25 protein-coding genes and 4 pseudogenes are annotated in these 25143 nt (G+C 69.0%); 13 read left to right on the forward strand and 16 right to left on the reverse strand.

Annotated elements, in window-relative coordinates; translation table 11 throughout:
* Positions 1-27: 27 nt before the first annotated feature.
* Positions 28-1725, reverse strand: coding sequence for an amidohydrolase (locus tag GA0115234_RS22215; protein ID WP_093544343.1), 1698 nt, complete (start codon positions 1723-1725; stop codon positions 28-30).
* Between the two features lie 128 nt (positions 1726-1853).
* On the opposite strand from GA0115234_RS22215, the gene GA0115234_RS22220 reads away from it, so the two are divergent.
* On the forward strand, positions 1854-2549 hold the full coding sequence (locus GA0115234_RS22220; protein ID WP_093544346.1) for a TetR/AcrR family transcriptional regulator: 696 nt from the start codon (positions 1854-1856) through the stop codon (positions 2547-2549).
* Between the two features lie 378 nt (positions 2550-2927).
* On the forward strand, positions 2928-3290 hold the full coding sequence (locus tag GA0115234_RS22225) for a hypothetical protein (protein WP_093544349.1): 363 nt from the start codon (positions 2928-2930) through the stop codon (positions 3288-3290).
* Between the two features lie 347 nt (positions 3291-3637).
* On the opposite strand, the gene GA0115234_RS22230 is transcribed toward GA0115234_RS22225, so the two are convergent.
* The 3 genes from GA0115234_RS22230 to GA0115234_RS22240 are packed head-to-tail and all read right to left on the reverse strand — an operon-like array spanning position 3638 to position 5785.
* Positions 3638-4501, reverse strand: a complete 864-nt coding sequence (locus tag GA0115234_RS22230; RefSeq protein WP_093544352.1) for an ABC transporter permease — start codon at positions 4499-4501, stop codon at positions 3638-3640.
* The gene (locus GA0115234_RS22235; RefSeq protein ID WP_093544355.1) at positions 4461-5330 is read right to left on the reverse strand and encodes an ABC transporter ATP-binding protein; all 870 of its coding nucleotides are present in this window, start codon (positions 5328-5330) and stop codon (positions 4461-4463) included. Before GA0115234_RS22235 ends, GA0115234_RS22230 begins: the two co-directional genes overlap by 41 nt.
* Entirely contained in the window at positions 5327-5785 is a 459-nt protein-coding gene (locus GA0115234_RS22240; RefSeq protein WP_093544358.1) for a MarR family winged helix-turn-helix transcriptional regulator, read from the reverse strand. Before GA0115234_RS22240 ends, GA0115234_RS22235 begins: the two co-directional genes overlap by 4 nt.
* Positions 5786-6053: 268 nt before the next feature.
* Here GA0115234_RS22240 and GA0115234_RS42385 point away from each other — a divergent pair, with 268 nt between their 5' ends.
* Positions 6054-6197 carry a hypothetical protein gene (locus tag GA0115234_RS42385; RefSeq protein ID WP_161275637.1) on the forward strand — a complete coding sequence of 48 codons (144 nt, stop codon included), beginning with the start codon at positions 6054-6056 and terminating at the stop codon, positions 6195-6197.
* A 39-nt stretch (positions 6198-6236) separates the two neighbouring features.
* Here the strand turns inward: GA0115234_RS42385 and GA0115234_RS22245 are convergent, their stop codons facing one another.
* The gene (locus GA0115234_RS22245) at positions 6237-6518 is read right to left on the reverse strand and encodes a hypothetical protein (RefSeq protein WP_202554054.1); all 282 of its coding nucleotides are present in this window, start codon (positions 6516-6518) and stop codon (positions 6237-6239) included.
* Positions 6519-6994: 476 nt separating this feature from the next.
* Between GA0115234_RS22245 and GA0115234_RS22250 the strand changes: the two genes are divergently transcribed.
* On the forward strand, positions 6995-10333 hold the full coding sequence (locus GA0115234_RS22250) for a S8 family peptidase (RefSeq protein ID WP_093544364.1): 3339 nt from the start codon (positions 6995-6997) through the stop codon (positions 10331-10333).
* Positions 10334-10572: 239 nt separating this feature from the next.
* On the opposite strand, the gene GA0115234_RS22255 is transcribed toward GA0115234_RS22250, so the two are convergent.
* The 3 genes from GA0115234_RS22255 to GA0115234_RS22265 are packed head-to-tail and all read right to left on the reverse strand — an operon-like array spanning position 10573 to position 13438.
* Positions 10573-11235 (reverse strand): hypothetical protein, encoded by a 663-nt coding sequence (locus GA0115234_RS22255; protein WP_093544367.1) that lies wholly within the window; start codon positions 11233-11235, stop codon positions 10573-10575.
* Positions 11232-12752: a sensor histidine kinase gene (locus GA0115234_RS22260; protein WP_093544370.1), complete on the reverse strand. Its 1521-nt coding sequence runs from the start codon at positions 12750-12752 to the stop codon at positions 11232-11234. Before GA0115234_RS22260 ends, GA0115234_RS22255 begins: the two co-directional genes overlap by 4 nt.
* Positions 12753-12754: 2 nt before the next feature.
* The gene (locus GA0115234_RS22265; RefSeq protein WP_093544372.1) at positions 12755-13438 is read right to left on the reverse strand and encodes a response regulator transcription factor; all 684 of its coding nucleotides are present in this window, start codon (positions 13436-13438) and stop codon (positions 12755-12757) included.
* Positions 13439-14929: 1491 nt separating this feature from the next.
* On the opposite strand from GA0115234_RS22265, the gene GA0115234_RS43490 reads away from it, so the two are divergent.
* Positions 14930-15064, forward strand: a complete 135-nt coding sequence (locus GA0115234_RS43490; protein WP_256088768.1) for a hypothetical protein — start codon at positions 14930-14932, stop codon at positions 15062-15064.
* Complete coding sequence (locus tag GA0115234_RS43495; RefSeq protein WP_107405796.1) at positions 15064-15282, forward strand: hypothetical protein; 219 nt, start codon at positions 15064-15066, stop codon at positions 15280-15282. The genes GA0115234_RS43490 and GA0115234_RS43495 overlap by 1 nt, the downstream gene beginning before the upstream one ends.
* A 367-nt stretch (positions 15283-15649) precedes the next feature.
* Here GA0115234_RS43495 and GA0115234_RS22280 read toward each other — a convergent pair.
* Positions 15650-16217, reverse strand: a pseudogene (locus GA0115234_RS22280) (IS6 family transposase); the annotation flags it as partial.
* Here GA0115234_RS22280 and GA0115234_RS43500 point away from each other — a divergent pair.
* Positions 16110-16568: a hypothetical protein gene (locus tag GA0115234_RS43500; protein ID WP_256088779.1), complete on the forward strand. Its 459-nt coding sequence runs from the start codon at positions 16110-16112 to the stop codon at positions 16566-16568. The pseudogene GA0115234_RS22280 and the gene GA0115234_RS43500 sit on opposite strands and share 108 nt — an antisense overlap.
* Positions 16561-17307, forward strand: coding sequence for a GNAT family N-acetyltransferase (locus GA0115234_RS22290; RefSeq protein ID WP_093544380.1), 747 nt, complete (start codon positions 16561-16563; stop codon positions 17305-17307). Before GA0115234_RS43500 ends, GA0115234_RS22290 begins: the two co-directional genes overlap by 8 nt.
* A gap of 64 nt (positions 17308-17371) precedes the next feature.
* Here the strand turns inward: GA0115234_RS22290 and GA0115234_RS43505 are convergent, their stop codons facing one another.
* From GA0115234_RS43505 to GA0115234_RS22305, 3 genes and pseudogenes are all read right to left on the reverse strand, one after another.
* Entirely contained in the window at positions 17372-17761 is a 390-nt protein-coding gene (locus GA0115234_RS43505; RefSeq protein WP_256088769.1) for an integrase core domain-containing protein, read from the reverse strand.
* A 2-nt stretch (positions 17762-17763) separates the two neighbouring features.
* Positions 17764-18090, reverse strand: coding sequence for an integrase core domain-containing protein (locus GA0115234_RS22300; RefSeq protein WP_093544386.1), 327 nt, complete (start codon positions 18088-18090; stop codon positions 17764-17766).
* A pseudogene (locus tag GA0115234_RS22305) lies at positions 18071-18346 on the reverse strand (IS30 family transposase); the annotation flags it as partial. The pseudogene GA0115234_RS22305 and the gene GA0115234_RS22300, both read right to left, overlap by 20 nt.
* A gap of 302 nt (positions 18347-18648) precedes the next feature.
* Here GA0115234_RS22305 and GA0115234_RS22310 point away from each other — a divergent pair.
* A pseudogene (locus GA0115234_RS22310) lies at positions 18649-19020 on the forward strand (DUF4158 domain-containing protein); the annotation flags it as partial.
* Positions 19021-19127: 107 nt separating this feature from the next.
* On the opposite strand, the pseudogene GA0115234_RS44380 reads toward GA0115234_RS22310, so the two are convergent.
* A pseudogene (locus tag GA0115234_RS44380) lies at positions 19128-19376 on the reverse strand (SMI1/KNR4 family protein); the annotation flags it as partial.
* 247 nt (positions 19377-19623) lie between these two features.
* Between GA0115234_RS44380 and GA0115234_RS22315 the strand changes: the two are divergent.
* Positions 19624-20217, forward strand: a complete 594-nt coding sequence (locus GA0115234_RS22315; protein ID WP_093544393.1) for a recombinase family protein — start codon at positions 19624-19626, stop codon at positions 20215-20217.
* Positions 20214-20474: a hypothetical protein gene (locus GA0115234_RS22320; RefSeq protein ID WP_093544396.1), complete on the forward strand. Its 261-nt coding sequence runs from the start codon at positions 20214-20216 to the stop codon at positions 20472-20474. Before GA0115234_RS22315 ends, GA0115234_RS22320 begins: the two co-directional genes overlap by 4 nt.
* 97 nt (positions 20475-20571) lie before the next feature.
* Here GA0115234_RS22320 and GA0115234_RS22325 read toward each other — a convergent pair whose 3' ends face one another.
* Together GA0115234_RS22325 and GA0115234_RS22330 are read right to left on the reverse strand one after the other, a co-directional pair.
* Positions 20572-20886 (reverse strand): hypothetical protein, encoded by a 315-nt coding sequence (locus GA0115234_RS22325; protein ID WP_093544399.1) that lies wholly within the window; start codon positions 20884-20886, stop codon positions 20572-20574.
* A 103-nt stretch (positions 20887-20989) separates the two neighbouring features.
* Positions 20990-21376 carry a hypothetical protein gene (locus tag GA0115234_RS22330; RefSeq protein WP_093544402.1) on the reverse strand — a complete coding sequence of 129 codons (387 nt, stop codon included), beginning with the start codon at positions 21374-21376 and terminating at the stop codon, positions 20990-20992.
* 516 nt (positions 21377-21892) lie between these two features.
* On the opposite strand from GA0115234_RS22330, the gene GA0115234_RS43510 reads away from it, so the two are divergent.
* Positions 21893-22039 carry an excisionase gene (locus tag GA0115234_RS43510; RefSeq protein WP_093544405.1) on the forward strand — a complete coding sequence of 49 codons (147 nt, stop codon included), beginning with the start codon at positions 21893-21895 and terminating at the stop codon, positions 22037-22039.
* Between the two features lie 140 nt (positions 22040-22179).
* Positions 22180-23415, forward strand: a complete 1236-nt coding sequence (locus GA0115234_RS22340; RefSeq protein WP_343335949.1) for an integrase — start codon at positions 22180-22182, stop codon at positions 23413-23415.
* A gap of 162 nt (positions 23416-23577) precedes the next feature.
* On the opposite strand, the gene adh is transcribed toward GA0115234_RS22340, so the two are convergent.
* Positions 23578-25101 carry an aldehyde dehydrogenase gene (gene adh, locus GA0115234_RS22345; RefSeq protein WP_093544408.1) on the reverse strand — a complete coding sequence of 508 codons (1524 nt, stop codon included), beginning with the start codon at positions 25099-25101 and terminating at the stop codon, positions 23578-23580.
* Between the last annotated feature and the right edge of the window lie 42 nt (positions 25102-25143).

A 25143-nucleotide genomic window follows, 5' to 3' on the forward strand; every position in this document is an offset into this window, starting at 1 on the left:
TGGGCTCGATGAAGTGCGTGGGGGGCGTCAGTCGGTCGACGCGGTGGGCGTGGTCGTGTCCGCGTCGAACACGAGGCGGCCTTCCACGTACGTCCGGCGCACCCGGGCGTCGCCTATCTCGTCGGCGGGGCGCGTGAACGGGTCACGGTCGAGGACGACGAGGTCCGCGTACTTGCCCACCTCGACCGTGCCGGTCACGTCGTCGAGGTGGTTCACCCAGGCGGTGCCCGCGGTGTACGCGGTGAGCGCCTCGGCCAGGGTCAGTGCCTGTTCGGGGTAGAACGGCGGATACGTCTCGCCCTCGGGGAGTTCCTGGGCGGGGGCGGCACGGTTGACCGCGACATGGATGCCCCACAGCGGGTCGGGGCTGCTCACCGACCAGTCGCTGCCGGCGGCGAGGTGGGCGCCGGCACGGCGCAGATCCCCGAAGGGGTACTGCTGGGCGGCGCGTTCGGCCCCGAGGAACGGGATGGTCAGCTCGTCCATCTGGGGTTCGTGGGCGGCCCACAGCGGCTGGATGTTCCCGGCGACGCCCAGTTCCGCGAAACGTGCGATGTCATCGGGGTGGACGACCTGGAGGTGGGCCAGGTGGTGCCGGTGGTCGTTGGCACCGTTGGCGGCACGGGCCTCGCCGAGCGCGTCGAGCGCCTCGCGCACGGCACGGTCGCCGAGCGCGTGGAAGTGGACCTGGAAGCCGGAGCGGTCGAGCGCGCACACCGCTTCCTTCAGGAGGCCGGGCTCGACGAAGCTCAGGCCGGAGTTGCCGGTCGAGCAGCCGCAGCCGTCCAGATAGGGCTCCAGCATCCCTGCGGTGAAGTTCTCCGCGACGCCGTCCTGCATGATCTTGATGCTGGTGGCCGCGAAACGGCCTGCCCGCCCGATGCGGCGGCGCTCCTCCAGCTCCGGAAGCTGCTCCATTCCGCGGTTCCGGTCCCACCACAGGGCGCCGACGACCCGGGCGAGCAGCGAACCTTCGCGGGCCGCACGCAGGTAGACGGGCAAATTGTCCGGGTAGCCGTGGAAGGAGCCGATCATGGCGTCCTGCCAGCCGGTCACCCCGAGTGAGAACAGGTACTCCTGAGCGGCGAGCAGCCCGGCGTACGTCTCGTCCTCGGTCGCGACCGGAACATGACGGGCCACCAGTTCCACCGCGCCCTCGTGCAGGGTGCCGGCCGGGCTGCCGTCCGCCTCCCGCTCGATACGGCCGTCGGCCGGGTCGGAGGTGTGCCGGTCGACACCGGCGATCTCCAGCGCGCGGGTGTTGACCCAGGCGCCGTGGCCGTCGCAGTTCACGAGCAGCACGGGCCGGTCGGGTACCACCGCGTCGAGCATGGAGCGCGTGGGCGTGCCGCCCGGGAAGCAGTCCATCGACCAGCCGCCGCCACGGATCCAGGCCACGTCCGGGTGGTCCTCGGCGTACTGGGCCACCACGTCGAGACAGCCCTCGGCGGTGGTCTGCTCGCTCTGGTCGCAGCCGAGCATCTGGGTGCCACCCATCACGGGGTGGATGTGCGCGTCCTGGAATCCGGGGACGAGCAGGCCGCCTTCCAGGTCGACGACCTCCGTACCGGCACCGGTCAGCGCGCGCACCGTACCCACGTCGGCGACGGCGATGATCCGGCCGCCCGCGACGGCGACGGCGGCGTCCACCGGGACGGGGCCCGCTCCGGTGAAGACCCGGCCCCCGACGAAGACGGTGTCGGCCCGTTCGCTGCTGTGCGCCATCGATTCAACCTCCAGCGGGGCGGAATGAGCCGCCCGACGTGTTCGTTGAGGAGGAGTGAACGACAGCGCAACAGTGCTGTCAACAGCGTTGCGCACACTGGATCCCGAACCGATACACTGGCCGTACCATGCCGAAGTCACCCGCCGCCAAGGCTCGGAGCAAGCGCGCCGGCAGTCAGCTCACGCCCGGCGCGATCATCGACGCGAGCCTGCGCATCGCCGCCCGCGGAAGCGAGGACGCCTTCACCGTCCGGCGCCTGGGCGAGGAACTCGGCGCGGATCCGACCGCGATCTACCGGCACTTCCGCGACAAGGACGAGCTGTTGCTGTCGGTCGCCGACCACATGCTCGGTGAGGCGCTCGACGCCATCCCCGAGGGCCTCGACTGGAAGGCCCGCATCCGGGCACTCGCCGGCGCCTCCCTCGCGGTCGCCCTCAAGTACCCGGTGGTGGGCTCCGCCATGGCGAGCCGGACCACGCGCCGCTCCAACGAGTTCCGGGTCGTCGAACTCATCCTCGGTGCCGTCCGGGAAGCCGGCCTGGAGGGGGCCGAGGCCGCCGTCCACTACCGCATGATCGGGGACACGCTCCTCGCGTACGTGGGTCAGCAGGCCGCCTTCCTGCTGTTCGACGCGGACGCCCGCGCGGCCGACGACTCCGCGTGGAACCGCGAGTACCGGCTGGTCGACCCGCAGCGCTTCCCCCACATCACCGGCCTCAGTGGCGAACTCGCCGAGGTGACGGACGAGCAGATCTTCGACGCCACGGTCGAGGCCCTGATCTCGACCGTCGAGAAGCGCGCCACGACTCCTCGGGGCGCGTGACCAGGGTCGACCCAACGCCAGGCGGTCGGCGTGGCCTTGCCGGTCCAGTGGGCGGCCAGGCTCGGGAGGGCCGGTTCGAGCTGGGCGGGCGCCACCCTGCAGAACCTGGGGGCGAACGAGTGCCTGAGCCCCACGGACAACACCTGACAGGACGTGCTTGCGGCCGCCTGCAGCGACGCTGCCACGCAGAAGGTGCTGTTCAGGGTCTCCGGGCACAATGGCAGCGTTCCGCCGTCGACGGACCCTCCCGCCGGGGACCGGTCCATCCGTCAAGGGACGGGCCAGTCTCCACTGGTCAGGGCTCGCGGAGCGGGTGGATACGGTGACGAGCGGTGCGGCTCCGGTGCTTTCCGGAGCGGACGACGAACGGAGGGAGGTATGGGAAACCGACGGCTGCATGGATGTCTCGGCATGGTGGTGGGGCTGGCTCTCGCGGTGCTCACGGCCATGCTTCTGGGCAGGGCGTGGAACGCCTGCGACACGGGAGTGAACAACGCGGCCAACAGCAACTTCCTGCTCCTGCTCTTCATCCCCGGCCTCTGGGCAGTCCTGCTTCTGGACTGGGTGGCGATGGGCGCCCTCCTCGGGAACCGTCCCCTTCTCCACGCCCTCGCCCTCGCGGTGACGCTCCTCGCCGTTTCCTGGTGCGCCCTCTCACTCTTCTGGGGCGGCACCACCTACGACTGCCCCGGCGGTGTACCCCCGTGGTGGCCGGGCCTCCTCCCCGCCCCGGGGTTCTGAGGCGCGCGACAGCCTTCGGATGCAGGGAGGCTGCGGCGATCTCGTCCTCGACGGCCCGGCCGGGCCGTACCGTGAGCGTGCCCTGCTCCGGGCGGCTGCCTGTGTCCGCAGGACCCCGGTGGCCGGCAATCGGGGTCCTGCGGAGGCTTGCGCGGTCGCTGCGGGGCCCGTACGGCACGGCCATGAAGCGCGACCTACAGGAACCGAACAAACCGTGCAGACGCGCGGCCTTCGAGGTTTGCCCTGTCCGGCGCCGCCGTGATCAGCCCGAGAGCTTCGTCGAAGCTCTCCAGCAGCCGCTCGCCTGATCGGGCCCTGCGGTGCCTTCGGGGCACTCACCGTAGTGATCAGCGGGCCAGGCGGCCCAGCAGCGAACCGGCGGCGACGATGCCGACCAGTGCCGCGAAAGCGAGGACCGCGAGGTCGAGGCCGAGGTGGGCCTGGGTGCCGATGAGCAGCCCGCGCAGGGCGTCGACCTCGTAGCTCAGCGGGTTCACCCTGCTGACGGTCTGGAGCCAGCCGGGCATCAGGGCGACCGGGTAGAGCGCGTTGGAGGCGAAGAAGAGCGGCATCGTGATGGCCTGGCCGATGCCCATCAGCCGGTCGCGGGTGAGGACGATCCCGGCGATCGACATCGACAGGCAGGAGAAGAACGCCGAGGCGAGTACGACGACCACGACGACGCCGAGCAGCCGCAACGGGTTCCATGTCATGCCGACACCGATCAGCGCGGCGATCACGATGACGACCGCGGCCTGGATCACTGCTTTCACCCCGGCGGCGAAGGCCTTGCCGGTCACCAGGGCGGCCCGGGGTGTCGGTGTGACCATGAGTTTGGTGAGGACGCCGGAGTCCCGCTCCCAGATGATCATGATTCCGTAGAAGATCGCGATGAACATGGCGGACTGGGCGATGATGCCGGGCGCGAGGAAGTCGAGATAGGGAACGCCGCCGGTGGGGATGGCGTGGATACGGGAGAACGTCACGCCGAAGATCAGCAGCCAGAGCGCGGGCTGTACGGCGCGGGTGTAGATCTCGGTGCGGTCGTGGCGCAGCTTCTGCATTTCGACCACACACATCGCGGTGACGCGCGCGGGTACGACGCGCCAGCCGGTGCGGGGCGGTGGCGGGGTCAGCAGCAGCGCGAAGCGCTGATCCGGCGGGCCGGACTCAGCCGAGGCGGGACGCGGTGCGACGGGTACGGCGGACATCTTGGAACGCTCCTCTCTCCTCGTTCTCCGCGGCGGAACCGGGGTCCGTCAGTCCGCTTCCGGAGTGGTAGCGGAAGACGTCCTCCAGGGACGGTGGCGGAAGGCCCGTCTCACCCGATTCCCGTCGGTGGGCGACGAGTTCGCTCTTGAGCTGGGCGGGGGTGCCGAGCGCGCGGAGTCGGCCGAGGTGCATCAGCGCGAGCCGGTCGCAGCGCTGGTCGGCCTCGTCCATGGAGTGGGTGGTGACCAGCACGGTCATGCCGGTGCCGACCCGTATCTCGGTGATGCGGTCCCAGACGCTGTCGCGCGCGATCGGGTCCAGGCCGATGGTCGGTTCGTCCAGGATCATCAGCCGGGGCGCGCTGACCAGTGCCTGCGCGAGTTCGAGGCGGCGGACCATGCCGCCGGAGTACGTGGCGGTGAGCCGGTGCGCGACATCGCCGAGTCCGACCGCGTCCAGCGCCTGGGAGACCCGTGCGGCGCGCTCTCGGCGGGGGACGTCGAACACGCGGGCGAAGAGCTGGACGTTCTCCCGGCCGGTGAGGCTCGCGTCGGCCGACAGCTGCTGCGGTACGTAGCCGAGCAGGCGCCGCACCGCCATCTTGTGCCGGGCCGCGTCATGGCCGAACACCTCGATGACGCCGGGCGGCACGGGCAGGAGCGTGGTGATCGCGCGCATCGTGGTGGTCTTGCCCGCGCCGTTGGGCCCCAGGAGGCCGAACACCTCTCCCTCGTCGACCAGCAGGTCCAGGCCGTCGACGGCCTTCGAGTCGCCGAAGCTGTAGCTCAGTCCGGTGCAGTTGAGGGCGGGGGCGGTTTCCGTGGTCACGCGGTCTCATCCCCTTGGCTTCGCAGTGAGGCGGCGAGTCCGTGCAGGGCCGGGAGTGCGGCGGTGAGTGCCGCCCGGTCGGCCGCGTCGAGTCCGGCCAGGTGTTCCCGGAACAGCGCCTCGCGACGGGCGCGCCAGTCGCCCAACTTCCCGACCCCCGCTGGGGTCGGATACAGCAGCGCGGCCCTCCTGTCTCCGGGGTCCTTCTCCCGTCGCAGCAGTCCTTCGGCGACGAGGTGGTTCACCAGGGTGCTGACCGAGTTGGGTGCGAGACAGAGGCTGTGCGCGGCTGTGGAGACGCGGATGCCGGGTTCGGCGGCCACCAGCCGCAGGAGTTCGGCGTGTGCTCCGCGCAGCCGGGGCGCCGGCTGGCCGCTCCACAGCCTTCGCCGGGCGAGCCTCTGGATACGGGGCAGAAGTCCGGCGAGTTCATCAGGTAGATCACCCGCCGCCATCTGCCCATTTTAGCTCTGTATGCGAGCTAATGTGCGGTTGTCTTCTGTGCGGGACAGCGGGGCCGCCATCCCCCGCGGTGAGCGGGAGGCGACGGCCCCGGTTCCGGGGACCTTCGGCGTGCGCCCTGCTTCAGCGTGTACGCCCGGTCGATGGTCTGGACGCTGTGATTGTCGGCGGCGTCCGCGGCTGGAGAGCCCCGACCACCCCGGCGGCCGCGGCGTTCACCGGCCGAGACCGCAGCCGCGCTCGGAAGCGGAGATCGCGTTCGTGGGTATCGGTCCGGGAGCCGGGCGTTGGCTCAAGAAGGCCGGACCTGCCGGCGCGGTCCGTATCCGCGCCAAGACGGCCCGTGCCGTCGAGCTCGCCACGGTCATGGGCTCCGACAGCGTCGATCAGGCCGTGGGTCAGTAGGCCGCAGTCCCAGGGCAGTTGAAGACCGGCCGATCGGGGTCAGTCACCGATGAACCACAGGTGCAGGTGCGACCCGTGCTCGACGACCTGGCACAACTCGCGGGCCTGTACGACCCAGGCGCCACCACGGGTGGCGGGAAGCCGGTCGAGTTCAACCAGCAGCAGCGGCAGCTGTCGCTGGTTGAACATTGCGTCCCCATACGGAGTCAGGGCCCGCAGCATCGGGAAGTCCGCCGGGTCCAGGTCCGCGAAGGCGGCGGTCCACTCCACTCCGGCTTTGGCGCGAGCCACGATGTCCCCGCTGTCACCACGTACCGCCATATTGATCACTCGCCGAGCCTGTCGGCGCCCACCCCGACCAGCGAAGAACCACCTCCCGGACCACGCGTCGCGCAGCCATCGCACCGCCGCGCAGGGCCGGGCCGCGTCCGCCGACCGGCAGGAAGCCCCGCGCCACGCCATGGCACGCACCATCACGGCCCCGACCACCGCACTACCGCTCGCGTCGGCGCATGACGTGGTGAAAGCCGACGCCGACAGCCCGCAGCGGGCGCCGCCGGGGCCGCGGACGACCCATGTGTCCGCGCAGGGAATGCTGCCCGCGAAGGATGTGACGGGTCGTCACCACATGGGGCCCGGCCGGGCCCCACCCAGTGAGGCGTTGTTACACAACGATCATTGAGTGCCTCCGAGCGCCCCCGGAATACTTCAAGTCCACGGGGCCGCACGAGTATTCGAGAGCGCCCCATGCGGGACGGGCCCTCGCCCGCCCGATTCACTCCTGAGCAGGGGCAATCTTGCGTAAAAGATCAAAACAGGCGTATGCCGTCGTGGCCGCGGCCGCCGTCGTCCTGACGGCGGGCATGACCGGCCCGGCATCGGCGAGGACCAGCGGCCCGGACCCGGCATCCCCGGCCGTCGCCAAGGGCACGGGGACGGTCGGCAAGGCCGTGCGCACCGTCACTCTGATCACCGGTGACCGGGTCCTCGTGGACTCCCGTGGCAGGGTCGGCGGTATCCAGCGGGCGAAGGGCAGACAGGACATTCCCTTCTTCACCCGTACCTACGACGGCCGTACCTATGTGATGCCGCGTGACGCCCGGCGGCTGATCGCCGACGGCACGCTGGACCAGCGGCTGTTCGACATCACCGGACTCGCCGAACCCGCGAGCCTCAAGGCCAACCGGGCCGGCCTCAAGGTGATCGTCGGCTACCGGGGGTCGGCGGCCGGGTCCGCCCGCGCCGAGGTGCGTTCCTCCGACGGCACCACCGTCCGCCGGACCCTGTCGGCCCTCGATGCCGACGCCGTCACCAGCACCGCCGACAGCGCGGGTTCCCTGTGGGACGCGCTGACTCGTCGGCGGGGCGACGGTTCGGCGGCCACGACCTCCGGCATCGGGCGAATCTGGCTGGACGGCGTACGGAAGGCGTCGCTCGACCGCAGCACCGGCCAGATCGGTGCTCCGGCGGCCTGGGCCCGCTCCTACGACGGCACCGGTGTGAAGATCGCCGTCGTGGACACCGGAATCGACGCCACCCACCCGGACCTGACGGGCCGGGTGGTGGCGGAACGGAACTTCAGCGGTTCCCCGGACGCCCGGGACCGGGTTGGACACGGCACGCACGTGGCCTCCATCGCCGCCGGTACGGGGGCCAAGGACGCCCGGTTCAAGGGCGTGGCGCCCGGGGCCCGACTGATCAACGCCAAGGTGCTGGACGATCAGGGCAACGGTGACGACTCCAGCGTCCTGGCGGGGGTCGACTGGGCCGTCGCCCAGGGGGCCGACATCATCAATATGAGTCTGGGCAGCCCCGACACCCCGGGGATCGACCCGCTGGAAGCCCAGGTCGACAAGCTCTCCGCCGAGAAGGGCGTCCTGTTCGCGGTGGCCGCGGGCAACAACGGGCCGGGCCGGGGCACGGTCGCATCCCCCGGCAGCGCCGACGCGGCGCTGACGGTCGGTGCCGTCGATGACGACGACCTGATCGCCGACTTCTCCAGCGTCGGGCCCCGCATCGGGGACGGCGCCGTCAAGCCCGACATCACCGCACCCGGCGTAAACATCACGGCGGCGGCGGCGAGCGGCACCCCGGACCAGAACCCTCCCGGATACGTCAGCAAGAGCGGCACGTCGATGGCGACCCCGCACGTCGCGGGCGCCGCGGCGATCCTCAAGCAGGAGAACCCCACCTGGACGGGCGCACAGATCAAGGCGGCCCTGACGGGCTCGGCCAAGGGCGGCACCCACTCGGTCTTCCAGCAGGGGGCGGGCCGGCTCGCCGTCGACAAGGCGATCGACCAGACGGTCGTCTCCGAACCGGCCTCGGTCGCCCTGGGTAGCCAGCAGTGGCCCCACACCGACGACACACCCGTCGCCAAGCAGGTGAGGTACCGCAACAGCGGCACCACCGACGTGACGCTGGACCTGTCGCTGGAGGCGCCCACCGGCGGGGACGAGAAGCCCGCCCCGGGTGGGTTCTTCACCCTCGGGGCACAGCGGATCACGGTCCCGGCCGGCGGTACCGCCACCGTGGACCTGACGGCCGACACCCGGCTCGGCGGTACGGTCGACGGCTCGTACTCGGTCACGGTCGTCGCGTCCGGAGGCGGCCGGAGCGTGCGCACCGCGGCATCGGTGGAGCGTGAGGCCGAGTCGTACGACGTCACGTTCAACACCGTCGGACGGGACGGTGCGGCCAGTACCAACTGGCAGGCCGACCTGAAGGGCTACGACGGGTCCGCCACGGGCCGTCGGTTCTTCCCGGACCTCTCGTCCGGCTCCACCACGGTCCGACTGCCGCGAGGTACCTACAGTCTCGCTGCCGACATGCTGGTCGACCCCGCTGCCCCGGGCAAGGGCATCGACCTGATCAACAACCCGCGGTTCTCGGTGACCGGTCCCACCACGGTCACCCTCGACGCCCGGACCACCCGGCCCGTCGACATCAAGGTGCCGGACGCGGCCGCACGCTATACGCGCGCCGGAATGATGTACACCGTGAGCACACCCGAGACCTTCATCATCGAGGGGGGCGAGTTCGGCAGCTTCGACCATCTGCGCACCGCGTACCAGGGACCCGAGATGGACGACGGCGTCCTCGCCCAGCAGTGGTCCGCGCACTGGCAGCGGGGCAGCAACGAGTACAACGTCCTCACCGGCGGCCCGGTCAAGGAACTGGCCACCGGATACAGCAAGACCTACAAGCCCGGGGACATGGCCCTGGTGAAGGCGAAGGTCGGATCGTCCGTACCGGGCCTCGACGGCGCCCTCGCGGCGCACGGCATACTGGACTACGGAGGCGGCGTCGACGCCCCCTACACCGTGCAGCCGGCACCGGGAACGCGCAACGTGTACCTGTCCACGGCCGGCGGGGCCGCCTGGAACATCGTCGCGGGAGTACTGGGCGGGGCGGATCCCTCGGGCCAGCGGGACTTCGACGCGCTCTACGGCCTCGACGAGCCGCGGCGGTACGAGGCGGGGAAGACGTACACCGAGACCTACAACGTCGGTGCACCGGGGCCGCGGATGAACGCGAACGAGGGGATCGTGCGCGACGGCGACACCATCTTCGGTTCGCTGCCGCTGGTCAGTGACGGGGCGGGCCATTTCGGGATCGCCCGGTACTCGGGCGCGAGCACCACCGTCCACCGCAACGGTGAGCTGTTGGCGAAGAAGGACGTCGCCATCGACCAGGAGCCCTTCGCGCTGCCGTCGGAACCCGCCAGGTACACGGTGTCGACCACGATCCACCGGGACCCGGAGATCAACCGTACCGGGACCCGGATCGACGCCTCGTGGACCTTCGACTCGGCCCGCACCGAGAGCCCGACCATGCTCCCGGTCTCCACGGTCCGCTTCCTGCCGCGGCTCGCGCTGGACTCCACCGTTCCGGCAGGCGGCAAGCAGACCGTCCCCGTCGAGGTGCAAGGTGCGGCGGCCGGCGCCAATCTGAAGACCCTGCGGGTCCTGGTGTCCTACGACGACACCACGTGGCTGCCCGTCCCGGTCACGGTGGGCAAGGTCACGGTGACGGCTCCGGCGAAGGGCAAGGCGATCTCGCTGAAGGCCGTCGTCACCGACAAGGACGACAACGAGTCGACGGTCACCATCCACAACGCCTTCTTCGGCAGGTGAGGTGAGACCGGGCCGACGACCAGGGGTGCCGTGCAACCGGATGGGAGTCCGACGGGCGGAGCACGGCCCCGGGTGAGCCCGGACGAGCGGCCCGCCGGAACCGATGTTCCGGCGGGCCGCTCCTTCCCGTGCCCGCCGCCACCCGGGGCCGGTGCGGGGAACGACGTCGATTCGTCCGCACGATACGGAGGCCGGCTCCTCGACCGGTGCCGGGCCAGGCGCCCGCCCGCCGCCACGGCTCAGCGTGTCGGCACCCGGACCGGTCGAACCGGGCAGTCGGCCGAGGCGAGGCGCCCGTCCTGCCCGACCAGGGTCACGGACACAGCCCCCTGCGCCTGCGCCGCGAACGCGGCCGTGCAGACGATCTGGCCGCGGGCGGCGGCGGTCAGCCCTTTCACCCGCAGACGCAGCATGACCTCGACGGTGCGGTCACCCATGACGATCCGGTTCGCGGCGGACGCCGCGCGAGTCAGCGAAGCGGCATTGTGCAGCCCGGCCCGCCGTTCGGCCTTCTCCGGTCCGGCGAGCAGGGCGGTGACGGCCGCGAGTGGCGAGGGGGACTCGCCCATCCCCGCGCCCGGCGGAGACGAACCGCCGAGGGCGTCCCGTCCGGGCGACTTGTCCGGACGGGACGACGCGTCATCCGACCTGGCGGAGCCCGCGGTTCCGTTCTGCCACGGTGCTTCGACGTTTCGTGGCACGGGCAGCAGTTCGTCGTCGGGGGAGAGGAAGAACAACAGCATCCGTTCCTCGCGCGGAGGAAGCAGATCGGCGACAACCGGCCTGCCGGCCTCGATCACGCCGGTCTCCTGGATACCGCAGCCCACGAGCGGGCCCCCGGCGAGCATCAGCAACGCGGCGAGTCGGACCGTCCGGCGCCCACGGAACGGCGACTTCTTCACGCGATGGTCTCCGCCCGGTCGCGGCTCTCCGCCGGCCCCGTGCCACCGTGCGCGTGTGACGGGCCGTCCGGTGCGCCGCTCCCGGACGTGGGCCCGTCGAAGGGCAGCTCCACGGTGAACAGGGCGCCGCCGCCGGCCGCGTTCCGCGCGTGGATCGTGCCGCCGTGCAGGTGCACGTTCTCCTTGGTGATCGCGAGCCCGAGGCCGCTGCCCGACGAGCGGGAACGCGCGGCGTCCGCCTTGTAGAAGCGGTCGAAGATGTGCGGCAGAGCGTCCGGTGGGATCCCGGGGCCGCTGTCGTGCACCTCGGTGATCAACGTGTCCCCGCGTGCCGAAAGCCGCACGGTGACCGGTTCGGCACCATGGCGCAGGGCGTTGCCGACCAGGTTGGCCACGATGACGTCGAAGCGGCGCGTGTCGAGGCGGATACGCAGGCCGTCGGGGACCTCGGCGCGGACCCGGCCGAGCCACTGCCTGCCGGACAGGGTGTTGCGCACGGCCTCCGCCGCGTCCACCTCATCGGTGTTGAGTTCCGCCACGCGGGCGTCGAAACGGGAGATCTCCATCAGATCCTCCACCAGCACAGCGAGTTTGCCGGTCTCGGCGCTGATCAGGCGCACCGCCCGAGCGGTGTTCGGGGCGAGCGTCCCTGCCTCCTCGTCCACCACGTCCGTGACGGCGAGCATACCGGCGAGCGGGGTGCGCAACTCGTGCGAGACGTCCGAGGCGAAGCGCCGGGCCCGTGCTCCGGCTTCCCGCAACTCCTCCACGGAGCGTTCGAGGCGGGCCGCCGACTCGTTGAACGTCCTGGCCAGGTCGGCCATCTCGTCCCGGCCGCGTACGGTGATACGTGTGTCGAGCTGCCCGCCGCCCATGGAGTGTGCGGCACGCCGCAGTTCACGGACGGGGCGCAGCACGCTGCGCGCCGCGAGCAGTGCGGGCACCAGGGCCACGGCCAGCCCCGGCAGGGCGCCGTCGCGCGCAGCGGTCACCAGGGAGTCGATGTCCACGTCCTCGTTCGTCATGGGCATCACAGCGAAGAGAACCAGGCCGCTCGGCACCGCGGCGCCACCGGCGACGACCCGGGTCATCACCGGCATCCCGATGGCCAGATACGCGTTCCCGTCCTTGACGACCCGCTCGAAGCTGCCGTGTGCCGAGGTGAGCGTGGTGCGGCGCAGTTCCGGGGTGAGAACACCGGAGACGGGCCGGTCACCCGAGGAGGCGCGCAGCGAACCGTACTCGGCGAAGACGATCCACGGATGTGGTTTGGCGCGCGCCGCGATGTCGTACAGGTCCCACCGCAGCGTATCCGGATCCAGGGGCAGGCGGGGGACGAACTGTTCGACCTCCTCGCGGAAGGAGGTGACAGCCGTGTCCTGCGCACGCACGAGAACCGCGTTGCGCGCCTGCCGATAGGTCAACGCGGCGGTCGTGACGGCGCTGACAGCGGCCACCAGCAGGAACGCGATCACCAGCCGGGTGCGCAGCCCGAACGCGGCGGCCGCGCCGGGCATCCTCACAGCGGACCGAAGCGGTAGCCGTAGCCCCGCAGGGTCTGAATGTAGCGAGGATCGCGGGACGGATCCTCGATCTTGGCGCGCAGCCGGCGCACACAGGCGTCCACCAGGCGGATGTCGCTGTGGAAACTGTGATCCCAGACCTCCTTCAGGAGCCTCTGCCGGCTGTAGACCTGTTCCGGTACCGCGGACAGGTGCAGCAACAGCTTCAGTTCGGAGGGCGCGAGGGCGACCGGGTCGCCCGACCTGAGGACGGTGTGACCGGCGCGGTCGATGTCGAGTTCACCGTGGTGCTCGACGGCGGGCCTCGCGTCGATCGGGCTCTCGGCGCGGCGTAGCACGGCACGTATGCGGGCCTCGATGACCTCGGTGCGGGCGGGCTTGACGATGTAGTCGTCCGCGCCGGCCTCCAGGCCGACGACGATGTCGATGTCGTCGCCGCGCGCGGTGAGCATGATGATCGGTAACTGGCTGGTCTCGCGTACCCGGGAGCACACCTGGACGCCGCTCATCGCGGGGAGCATCAGGTCGAGCAGCAGGATGTCGGGGCGAAAGGCGTCCAGCGCCTCGAGGCCCGCCTCGCCGGTCACGGCGGCGTGGACCTCGTGCCCGCGCTGGCACAGCCCGATCTCGACGCCCTCGCGCACGGAGGGGTCGTCTTCGACGAGGAGGACGCGTGGCATGGCGGTGTCTCCGGGATCGTGGGGAGTGGCGGGCCGTCAGGGTTTCGGCGACCGGGGGAGGGGAGGAACGGGCGAGCGGATGACCGCGTGCGCGACGGGCCGCGTGCTGCGGGTCGTCCGACATCCCGAGTCAGTGGTCCGGGCGCGGACCTGTCCGGTGAGGCAGCGCGTCCGGCCCGGTCGGCCGCGGAAGGCATGCCGGCCGTGCGAACGCGGCGGCGACCGCCGCCGACGCGTCGGCGGCCCCGGTGAACGGCTCTCCCGGCGCTGCCCGGTCCGACGCGCGGGAGACCAGGAGCATGAGATCGCGACGGGGCATGTCGTACTCCAGGAGGTGGGGCAGCGGTGGCTCCCCATACTCTCAGGCGTGCGCGAGGCGATGACGGGCGGTCAGTTGTCCCGGTTGTGACCGGTTTCGTTACGGGCCGGGGTGAACGGGATGCGTGGATCGCACCTCTCGCGCCGTCGACGGGCACCATCCGCTCAAGCCCGCTTCACCACCGTCCAGCCCCGGTGCGTCGAGGGACAGGCACCCGCCCGGCAAGCCTCTGACCTGGATAACCGCTGTCGCCACGGACCACGGCGGAACAGGCGGACATCGCATAGGCCCGGGAGCAGTTGGCGACTGATGAAGCTGCCTCGCATCGAGCGTTCCGGTTACGGCCGGGACGCCGCCACCGACCAGCCGCCAGCCCCGGCCGGCGGTAAGGCCACATCTCGACTGACCGCATAGCCGTGCGCCGAGGAGGGCGCCTGACGGGCATCTTGCCTCGTCAGGCGCCCTTTCTCTGTGTCTGGAAGAAGCCCAGCTTCTTCGGCGAGTACGACACCAGAAGATTCTTGGTCTGCTGGTGGTACACGGCTCAGATGTAGTTTGACCAGCGAAAATGGCTTCGATCGCGACAAGATGCGGACGGCCGGTCCGGGTATGGTGCGGATCTTGGATCGAAGTGGTTCGTGATGATGAGTGTTGCTCGCGAGGCCACGGCGGGCCGCAAAAGACTGTCCTGACACTCCCCGGCCATGGCCCCAGAACCACGGTTCAAAGGGGCGGCTCCGGCGCACCATGGCTGTGAGTGCGCTTCCGCTGCTTTTCGCCATTCGTCGGCAGAGCTCCGCTTGGCGTAACCGGGGGCTGTTTCCGCAGGTGGCAGACGGACGGTCACGCGCCGCGCGAGGGCTGGCGGAGAGGGGCGTGTGAACCGCTTGGGAGCTGAAAAGAGTGTTCACCCAGCTGAGCTGCCGCAGGCTCGCTGCCCTGTGATTGCTCAATAGTGTGGGCCCTCCTGGCCTGATGGCGACTCGACCGGGGCGTAGCGCAATGATGACCCATCAGCTGCTGTCAGTGCCCACTGCTACACCCTTCTGTTGGGATGAGCCGCGCTTTGCGGCCCACCGGCTGGAGGGGGAAACCTGTCGCAGGTGCCGGACGGGTTCCACCGGGTGCGCGGGTACATTCGTCGCAATCCGAAGCCCGGGAGCGCCAAGCGCATGAGCGGGTGGATGATGGCCGGCTTACTGGCGGGCGTGTGGCTGTGGGGGCAGGTGTTCGGGGTGAGCGAGTCCACCGCCACGACGCCGCCGGCGGATCCGAAGCCGACGGCCAGCGCGGCGGCCGACCGCTGATGGGACGGTTACGTCTGCGGCGCCCTCATGGTGACGCAGAGCTGGTCGCAGCGGCTGTGGTCGCCCTGGCCGCGCTCGGCCGCGCCCCGATGACCGGCGCCCTCCCGTTCGACCTCCCCGCCTCGGACGCCGCCGTTGCCGCATCCCGCGAGGACGTCCCCTTCGACACGGCGGCCCCGCTCTTCCGCCACGGCCACCGCGCCACCGGGGGGAGCTGAGACACCACGAACCGGGGCCTGCCGCCAGCGGCGGCAGCGCCGACCTACACACCGAGTACTCTCTGCCGTTCACCCAGCGTGCCGCCCGCCATCATGTTCGACATACCCGACGAGGACGTTGACCAGCTGGGTGCCATGCCCCGCGCTACCACAGCTCCCACGCCATCAACTCCGTGGGTGCTGTCACGTTGTTGAGGGAGTGAGTGCCTGATGGTGTGTCGGGTGTGGAGCGGGCGGGTTTCGGCTCCGTGCTCAGGCCGCGGCAGGCAGGCCGACGACGCCGGTGATCTGGTCCCAGACGGCGAGGCGAGTGGTCGTCTCGGTGCGGTAGCCGGGGGCGGTCATCAGGTGGCGGCAGGGGCCGGAAGTGAGGTGGGATGCCGCTGAACGCGGCCGGGAACCGCTGGGCTCCGCCGACGCCGCGGAAGCCTTTCATGGCGCGTTCGCGCTGCCGGTTGGCTGATGGCTGTTCTCGGCCCGGTTGTTGAGGCCCCTGTGGGAGCGGTGCTCGACCGAGGGCATCACCTCGCGGTGGGCCGCGCGTAGGAGCGGAGCTTGTCGGTGACGATCACCCGCGGCACCGAGCAGGTCGTCTTCAGCAGGCGGCGGAAGAAACGCCGGGCTGCGGCTTTGTCCCGCCGGTTCTGGACCAGGACGTCGAGCACGGTGCCGTCGGCGTCGACGACCCGCCACAGGTACTTCCGCTTTCCGTCGATCTTGATGAAGACCTCGTCCAGGTACCACTTGTCACCCAGCTGCACACGCCGGCGGCGCAGCGCGTTGGCATAGGACTGCCCGGACTTCGCACACCAGCGGCGGACGGTCTCGTGGGACACGATGACACCGCGCTCGAGCATAAGCTCCTCGACCTCACCGAAGCTGAACGGGAAGCGGAAGTACAGCCACACACAGTGCGCGATGATCTCCACCGGGTACCGGTGCCCTTGTACAACGGCGGCGTATTGCCCACGGACAACCCCCTCCACCATGATCAACCAGAAGGTCATTTCACCCGATCAGCCAACGTGACAGTGCCCGGCGAGGAAACCACCCCGGTTCGTGCCGAGGTGGACGCGGCCTTGCACGGCAACCAACAGGGCACGGTGCACGGCGGATTCCTGGTCGAGCTCGCCGACACGACGATCGGGACGGCCCACTCGACCTTCATGGGGCCCGGTGAATCGTTCACCTCACAAATTGGAGAAATTCCGTTGCGACACCGGATGCGGAACCGCAGAATGCGCACGCAGAGTACACATGATCTTTCAAGGATGAAGAGTGACTGAGAACGACGAGCAGCGCCACACCCTGACCAATGGGCAGGGTGTGCCAGTCCTGACCTATCTGCAGGGTGTTCGGGAGGGGCACCCGTGGGCGGACCTGGCCGAAGTGGTCGGCCCCGACCCCGTGGACACCATCGTCTCCGGTATGTCCGGATGGGCAGTCTCGGGAGCCGTGGAGCTCGGTGAGCAACTGCTGCGCCGTGGCGCACGGGTGATGCGACATGCCCATGAGATGCGGAGGGACTTGGTCGCGTGTCCGCCACCGGCCGACTGGTCATCATGCGCCCTGGGAAACGGACTTCGGGCAGTCCCTTGTGACCTCGCTGCCGACGCGGTGTTCCCGGCATGGCGAGCCGCCTTTCCTGCCGACCATCCCGACCACCACTCCGGCAGCGACGAAGAAGCGCTCAACAAGCTCCTGGCACCCATGCTGGCGGGCTCCGTTCTCGGGCCGGTCCTTCCGTGCAGCGCCTTGGTGGTGGACGAGACGGACCGTGTTGTCGCTGGGGCGATTATCACTGACCGTGACGGACTACCGTGGATCGCGGACGTGTTCCGCTGGCCCGAAGCCCGCTACGCGGGCCTTGGCGCCAATCTGCTGCGCCGGGTGCTCAGCGCTGCTGCGGCCGACGGGCTGGCCGACATTTCGCTCGTCGTGAGCGATGCGAATCCAGCCCGCCGCGTCTACGAAAAGCTGGGTTTTGAGCTGACTGGCACATCACTGACTGTCGTAGTGCCGTAGGTCTCGAAGCCCCGTACAGCCCAGTGAGCTGCCCCGAGTTTGGTGACGGCCGGTTTGCGTGTTTTCAGGCGGTCTTCGAGGGCGCCTGGGAACGGTGGTGTCGGACCTCGAATTCCTCGGGTGGGAGGTAGCCGAGGGCGGAGTGCAGTCGCTCGGTGTTGTGCCAGCAGACCCACTGGGCGGCTGCCCGTTCGACCTGGTCAGCGTCGCGCCAGGGGCCGTGGAGCTCGATCGACTCGGCTTTGAAAGTGCCGTTGAGGGCCTCGGCCATGGCGTGGTCGTAGCTATCGGCGACAGCGCCGACCGAAGCGGCGCCGGTCTCCAGCAGGCAACGAGTCGGACCGGCTGCCCTGGTCGGCCTCAGCCTGGCGGACCCAGTCTCGCAGGGCAGACAAACACCGGGAACGACATCGCGTACTTCTACGCACGGGCCTCGACCCCGGAGCTTGAACACGTCTATGCGGCTTTGGTCAGGGTGGTTGCTGTTGGGCGGAAGGTGTTTTCGTCAGCGATCGGGGAGCGCTGGCCGAGCTGGGAATGCCTGTGTCGGGTGTTGTAGCGGGACAGCCATCGGAAGGCGTCGAGTCGGGCCTCACGTTCGCTTGGCCAGCCCCTTCGCCCCTTCAGCGTCTCTCTTTTGAAGGTCGCGTTGAACGGTTCGGCGGCGGCGTTGTCCGCGCTGCTGCCAACCCTGCTCCTGCTCTGGCGGACGTCGGCGAGGCGGCAGGCGTCAGCGAAGGCTCGGCTGGTGTACTGGGCGAGTTCAATGGGTCGTTGCAACACCGGGCTGTTGTAGTGAGCGTAGCTGCTCCTCGAAGACCTCGGCCGGCGTCCGCCAACCGAATTTCTTGCGGGGCCGGTTGTCGATCGCCATGGCGACGGCTTCCAGGTCCGTGGACGACCACCGGGAGAGATCGGTGCCCTTCGGGAAGTACTGACGCAGCAGTCCGTTCGTGTTCTCGTTCGTCGGTCGCTGCCAGGGCGAGTGCGGATCGGCGAAGAACACCTTCGTCCCGGTGTCGAGAGCGAACTGGGCATGGTGGCCCTGTACTCCCGAAGCTGCCGCGAAGTGAAAGGCAGCTCTCTGTAGCCGATCTGACAGCCTGTTGTCCCGGTTTCCGGCGTTCTGGCCCTGCTCTGTTGTGCTCGCGTCACCTTGGTCGCGTTGTGGTGATCGAGGAGAGGAGTGGGGCGTGCGTCGGGAGTGGGAACCGGAAGACTTGATCGAGGTCTGGACGCTGCTGGAGGAGGACCAGGAGCGGCTTCGGAACAAGTCGGGGGCGAACCGGCTGGGCTTCGCGCTGCTGTTGAAGTTCTTCGAGGTGGACGCGTTTTCCGGAGGATGCGGCGGAGGTCCCGGCGGCTGCGGTGCTGTACGTGGCCCAGCAGGTGAGGGTGCCGGCCGAGGAGTGGGGCGCCTACGACTGGTCCGGGCGGGCGATCAAGCGGCACCGGATGGAGGTCCGGTCGGCGTTCGGGTTCCGCGAGTGCACGCAGGAGGACCAGGTCCAGCTCGCGCAGTGGTTGGCGGCTGAGCTGTGCCCGGTGGAGCTGAACCGGGAACGGTTGGCTGAGGCGGTGGTCGCGCGGTGTCGCAAGGACCGTCTGGAGCCGCCGGCGCCTGCGAAGGTGACGCGGCTGGTCGCCTCGGCGGTGAACACCTTCGAGGAGGGGTTTTGTGCGACGACGGTGTGGGTGCCGGCGTACGAGTAGTCCTGCAGGTCGCGGAGCCGCGCCCAATCAGCGGCGACGGAGTCAGCCGGCTCCAGCGCGAAGACGCGCCCAAGTTGCTGACTGGCGGTGGGGATGTCGTGGGCGGACCAACGCGTCAGAGGGAGTAGTCCGTAGTCGGGTCCAACGCCTCCGTTGCCGATCTCGCGCAGGAACGTGCGATAGCTACGGGGAAGACGGACGCCGTGAGTTGCCTCGTAGGCGACCACTCGTTCTTCGCTGAGGGGGGCGCCCAAGCGTTGACCGCCGGGCGCCCGCACGAAGGTCCGCGGGCGAGGGACGGGTTCCGTACAGGCAGCGGCCAGTTTGGATCGGATGCGGGCGACGATGTCGTCCATGGATGCTTCTTCCAAGGGGCGGCGTCACCTTGTGGGAAGCCGCGTTCGCCGACATCCTATGCAAGGGAACCCCCCGGGCAAGATCCAACCGTCCTTTCGCGGCCTCTTGGTCGTGTCCGTTTAAGAAACCCTCACCGGGACGACCGGGACTGCTTTTCCTGCACCGCCCGACCTGCGCACATGCCGTCTCACATAGGTGGTCCGCGAAATCGTCCGGTGAAGGGGGCTCAAACGGTACGCTCGCCCGGTGGGAGAACTCATCGGCTACGCCAGATGCTCGACCGTCGAACAAGACCTCACCGCCCAGCGCGATACCCTCACCGCGCTCGGCGTCCCCGACGACCGGATCTACCTCGACAAGGGACTCACCGGCACCAGCCGCGCGCGGCCCGGCCTCGACCAGGCCCTGGCCGCCGTCCGCGTCGGCGACACCCTGGTCGTGCCCAAGCTCGACCGGCTCGCCCGCTCCGTCCCCGACGCCCGCGACATCGGCGACACCCTCGTCGCCCGCGGCGTCCGCCTCTCCCTGGGCGGCAGCGTCTACGACCCGGCCGACCCGATGTCCAAGATGTTCTTCAACATGCTGGCCGTCTTCGCCGAATTCGAAGCCGACCTGCTCAGAATGCGCACCCGCGAGGGCATGGCCGTAGCCCGCGCCCGCGGCAAACTCAAGGGCCGCCAGCCCAAGCTGTCAGCACGCCAGCAAGCGGAACTCGTCCGCATCCACGCCACCGGCGACTACACGATCGCCGAACTGATGGAGGTGTTCTCCGTAGGCCGCGCCACCGTATACCGCGTCCTCGAACGCGCCGGTCACGGCCGTACAGGAGGAGCGGCATGAGGCGCCGCGAGTCTGAGCTCGTGCTGCTGCGGATGCGCAACGGAGAACAGGTCAGCGGCATGGTCGCCGTTCTCCCGGAGGCCTTCACGGCGCTGCCTACGACGCTGCCCCGGCGGCAACAACTTCGCCTCGCTCACCGCACCCGGTCCACCGAGCGCGACACCTACCTCTGGGGCCGGGACCACAAGGCCGAATGCGCGCCGCAAGTTTGCGGGTACGTCCCCGAAGCAACGGACAGCGCACCAACGACTACATGACGACCGCCAGCGACGACGGCACGGGGTTCGGTGGTTAACTGCGGCACGACAGTGACTGATCACAGCCCTGGCGCTGTCTGAGCCCGCAGCTCGTCGTTCACGTCCCGCGGTCATCCTCAACGGTCACGTCATCAGGCCACACGCCATGCTCGATGAGATGCGCCACGGCCCGGCCGGCGACGCTGAAGACGACGGTGTCCTGGTCGGCATACGTATCGACCTGTCCATTCGCCAGCAGAAACCCACCAGAGTGTCCCTCGCCACGGGCGTCGATCAGGTGCTCACCTGGATCCCCGTCTCCGTGCATCAACATCACCGTCGCGCGTGTGCCGTTGGTGACCACCGCCAGCAGCTGGCCATGCTCATCCTCGAACCAGGTCTCCTGGCTCGCCCAGTCAAGCCGGTGGCCCAACAGGGCTCTCGCCTCTGCGCCGGAGTACGCGTAATCGGCTGCACCACCACGTGGGCGCCATCGCCGCGATGCGGGCCTCTGACCCCGGGCGCTTCCCATGCGCCTATTCAACTGGACCACGGGCGTTTCGACAGACATCTCCCATCAGGCCGGCCTCGCCGTCAGCGGTCACCCACTCCCGATAGGCCCTCTCAATCTCGCCGAGATACTGCCTGAGATCGAACCGGACTTCATCTACGAGCCTGCCCTGGAGGTCTGGGTACATCAGATCGGTCCAGACGACGGTCTCGCCCTGGAGGCGCACACGGACGACGAGCCCACCCGCGTTGGGCTCAGAGGGCACCACAGAAGCCACGCTGACGTCTCGAACTGCATCGGTCGGATAGAGCGGTCCGCCGGAGCGGAGGAGTCGTCGGGGATGCAGGCCGGCCGCCCCGCTGTGGCTTCGCGCGATCATGTCGAGTCCATCGACAAAGAGGTACGTGTGCACACCTGTACAAACCGGCGCCCCGGAGCAGCGACCGACGAACAACGTGCTGGTGGTGGCACCATCGCTCGTAGGGCCGGGAGCTACGACCCGAACCTTGCGCGGCGGTCTACGCGGCATCTGCCCATCGTGACGTCATGAGCGGATCTTAGCGACAGCGCCTCCCGGCGTGGTCGATTAGCCGGGGCCCGTCCGACGTGGTGGGCATCAGATACAGCTACTGAGAGCTACTTGTCACCTCGCGGCAGCTTCGGGAGCACAGGGCCGAGTCTCACGGCTACCGCACTCCGGCAGAGGTCTACGCTGGCCTTCTGAACAGCGGTGATGCGCTGACCGTTTGAGCTCGCCATCCTTTGACGACACGGAGGACGGCCAGGACGTCCCGGCTGCTGGAGCCCATCACTCTTCGCGCACCCGGTAGTTATGTGTGCGAGGAGGATCGGACCGGATTCGCGGTAGCGGGCTGAGGGCTGCGTTCGGTGCAGGCGTCCGTGCGTTCGTCTAGTAGCGGAAATCCGGATGATCCCGTCGGCCTTCTACCGCCTACGCGCTCGCGGTCAGGCACCCCGAATGATCAAGCTGCCCAACGGTGAACTGCGCTGTCGCCGCGCCGATCTGGACGCGTGGTGGAAGGCGTGCGAAAGGGATACGCCCGTATGGCGATGAGTTATAACGTCCGCTTCTGGGAGATGCGCTTGCGCCCAGACCGGCGCTAGTCTTTCCAGATTTGGTGGACGGTTAACGCGCGAGAGAAGTCCGAGTCCTTCATCACGTTCGCACTTGCTGATAGCCGACGCGCGAAGCTGATGACAGCTGCGCGCGAGGGTGAGCCGTTTGATGAGCACACCGGTCTGCCAGCATCTGAGTTGCGGGCCATCAAGCAGCGAACTACGTGGTATGACCTGGCTCACGAATACATCGAGCAAAGATGGGAGCGCACGCCAGGAAACACCCGCCGCACCCTGGCGGATGCCTTCGCCACGGTCACGCCCGCCCTCGTGCGCCCCGGCGCGACGTTTTCCGATCCGCGGGTACTACGGCGTGCCCTGTACTCGTGGGCATTCAAAAAGAAAGCCTGGCAGTGCGAACCCACCGAGGAGTGGCTCCACGCGCTGAACTGGATGAAGCAGAACTCGCTGCCGGTCAGCGCCCTCGCGGAGGCCGACGTTCTGAGGCGGGCCCTCGACGCGGTGTGCCGCAAACTGGACGGCAAGGCGGCCGCGGCCAAGACAGCCCGACGCGAGAGGGCTGCGTTCAACGAAGCTCTCAACACTGCTGTGGAGAAAGGGTACTTCGCGGAGAACCCCCTCAACGGTCTACGGTGGAAGGCGCCAGCAGTCAATGAAGAGGTGGATCCGGACGCCGTTCCCAATCCGGCCCAGGTGCTTCGCCTGCTCGAGTCCGTTGCTCGCCAGCGGGGGCGGGGGCCACATCTTGAGGCGTTCTTCGGCTGCAAGTACTTCGCGGCAATGCGGCCAGCTGAGGTCATCCATCTTCGGATCGATCAATGTCACTTGCCGAAGACTGGATGGGGGATGCTCAACCTCTCGGGCGGGGTCGTCACGTCTGGCAAGGAGTGGACCGACGATGGTGAGGTGCACTCGCTCAAGCGTCGCGCGGCAAACGCGACGCGACCTATTCCGATCCCGCCGCAATTCGTACGCATGCTGCGTGCCCATGTGAAACGGTTCGATGTGGCACCCGACGGTCGACTCTTCCGGAACCAGGCTGGCAACTACGTCGACGCTGCCGCCTACGGCATCACGTGGGCGCGGGCCCGGGAGCGCGCCCTGACTCGTACCGAGCGGACTTCCCGCCTGGCCAAGCGACCATACGATCTCCGGCACGCCGGGATCTTGTTCTGGCTCTACTCCGGAGTGGACCCGGCCGAATGCGCCCGCCGCGCCGGTCAGAGCATCGAGGTTCTCTTTCGCCACTACGCCAAGTTCCTCGACGGCCTTCGAGAGCAGGCGAACCGCCTCATCGAGCAGTCCATGAACGAGTGGCAGCGCGTCAGCCAAGGCGACGCACCCGAGGGTTGAACCGGGGGTTTGGTCCGTGACTGGTCCGGAAGCACTGGTCGGGAGGGGTACAGCAGTGGGAGGAAATGGGAGTTAGCGCGCAAGCCGGGCTCGGTCGAGAGCGGGCTGAGTGAAAGGCGCCTGACGGGTAAAGGCCCAGGTCAGGCGCCTTTCCTCGTGCGCCTAGAAGAAGCCCAGCTTCTTCGGCGAGTACGACACCAGAAGATTCTTGGTCTGCTGGTAGTGCTCCAGCATCATCTTGTGGTTCTCCCGGCCGATCCCGGACTGCTTGTAGCCGCCGAAGGCCGCGTGCGCAGGGTACGCGTGGTAGCAGTTCGTCCAGACGCGGCCTGCCTGGATGGCGCGGCCCGCCCGGTACGCGGTGTTGATGTCGCGCGTCCATACGCCGGCGCCGAGCCCGTACAGCGTGTCGTTCGCGGTCCTGATCGCGTCGTCGAAGTCGGAGAAGGACGTGACCGCCACGACCGGTCCGAAGATCTCCTCCTGGAAGACCCGCATCCGGTTGTCGCCCTCGAAGATGGTGGGCTGGACGTAGTAGCCGCCCGCCAGCTCTCCGTCGTACTCGATCCGCTCTCCGCCCGTGAGGACCTTCGCGCCTTCCTGCCGGCCGATGTCCAGGTACGAAAGGATCTTCTCCAACTGGTCGTTGGAGGCCTGGGCGCCGATCATCGTGTCCGTGTCCAGCGGATGCCCCGGCACGATCCGTTCGGTACGGGCGATGCCCGCCTCCAGGAATGCGTTGTACACCCCGCGCTGGATGAGTGCCCGCGACGGGCAGGTGCAGACCTCGCCCTGGTTGAGGGCGAACATGGTGAAGCCTTCTAGCGCCTTGTCGCGGAAGTCGTCGTCCGCGTTCCACACGTCGTCGAAGAAGATGTTGGGCGACTTGCCGCCGAGTTCCAGGGTCACCGGCTTGATGTTCTCGGAGGCGTACTGCATGATCAGCCGGCCCGTCGTCGTCTCACCGGTGAAGGCGATCTTCGCGACCCGCGGGCTGGAGGCGAGGGGCTTGCCCGCCTCCGCCCCGAAGCCGTTCACGACGTTGACGACGCCCGGCGGCAGCAGATCGGCGACCAGCTTCAGCCACACGTGGATGGAGGCCGGGGTCTGTTCGGCCGGTTTGAGGACCACCGTGTTGCCCGCCGCGAGCGCCGGGGCCAGCTTCCACGTCGCCATCAGGATCGGGAAGTTCCACGGGATGATCTGCGCGACGACACCGAGCGGCTCATGGAAGTGGTACGCGACCGTGTCGTCGTCGATCTCGCCGAGCGAGCCCTCCTGGGCGCGCAACGCCCCGGCGAAGTAGCGGAAGTGGTCGATGGCCAGCGGAATGTCGGCCGCCAGGGTCTCGCGTACCGGTTTGCCGTTGTCCCAGCTCTCGGCGACCGCGAGTTCCTCCAGATGGGCCTCCATCCGGTCGGCGATCCGGTTGAGGATCCCCGCGCGTTCGCCCGCCGCCGTGGCTCCCCAGGCGGGCGCGGCGGCGTGCGCGGCGTCCAGGGCGAGTTCGACGTCCTCGGCCGTACCGCGGGCGATCTCGGTGAAGGGGCGGCCGTTGACGGGGCTCGGGTTCTCGAAATAGCGGCCACGGACGGGCGCTACGTACGCGCCGCCGATCCAGTGGTCGTAGCGGGACTCGTACGAGACGATGGCGCCCTCGGCACCCGGCGCGGCGTAACGGGTCATCTCTGTGGCCTCCCGGATCCGGTGCCGCCCGCCGTTGGACGG

It is taken from the genome of Streptomyces sp. DvalAA-43 (assembly GCF_900091725.1).
Classification (GTDB): Bacteria; Actinomycetota; Actinomycetes; order Streptomycetales; family Streptomycetaceae; genus Streptomyces; species Streptomyces pulveraceus.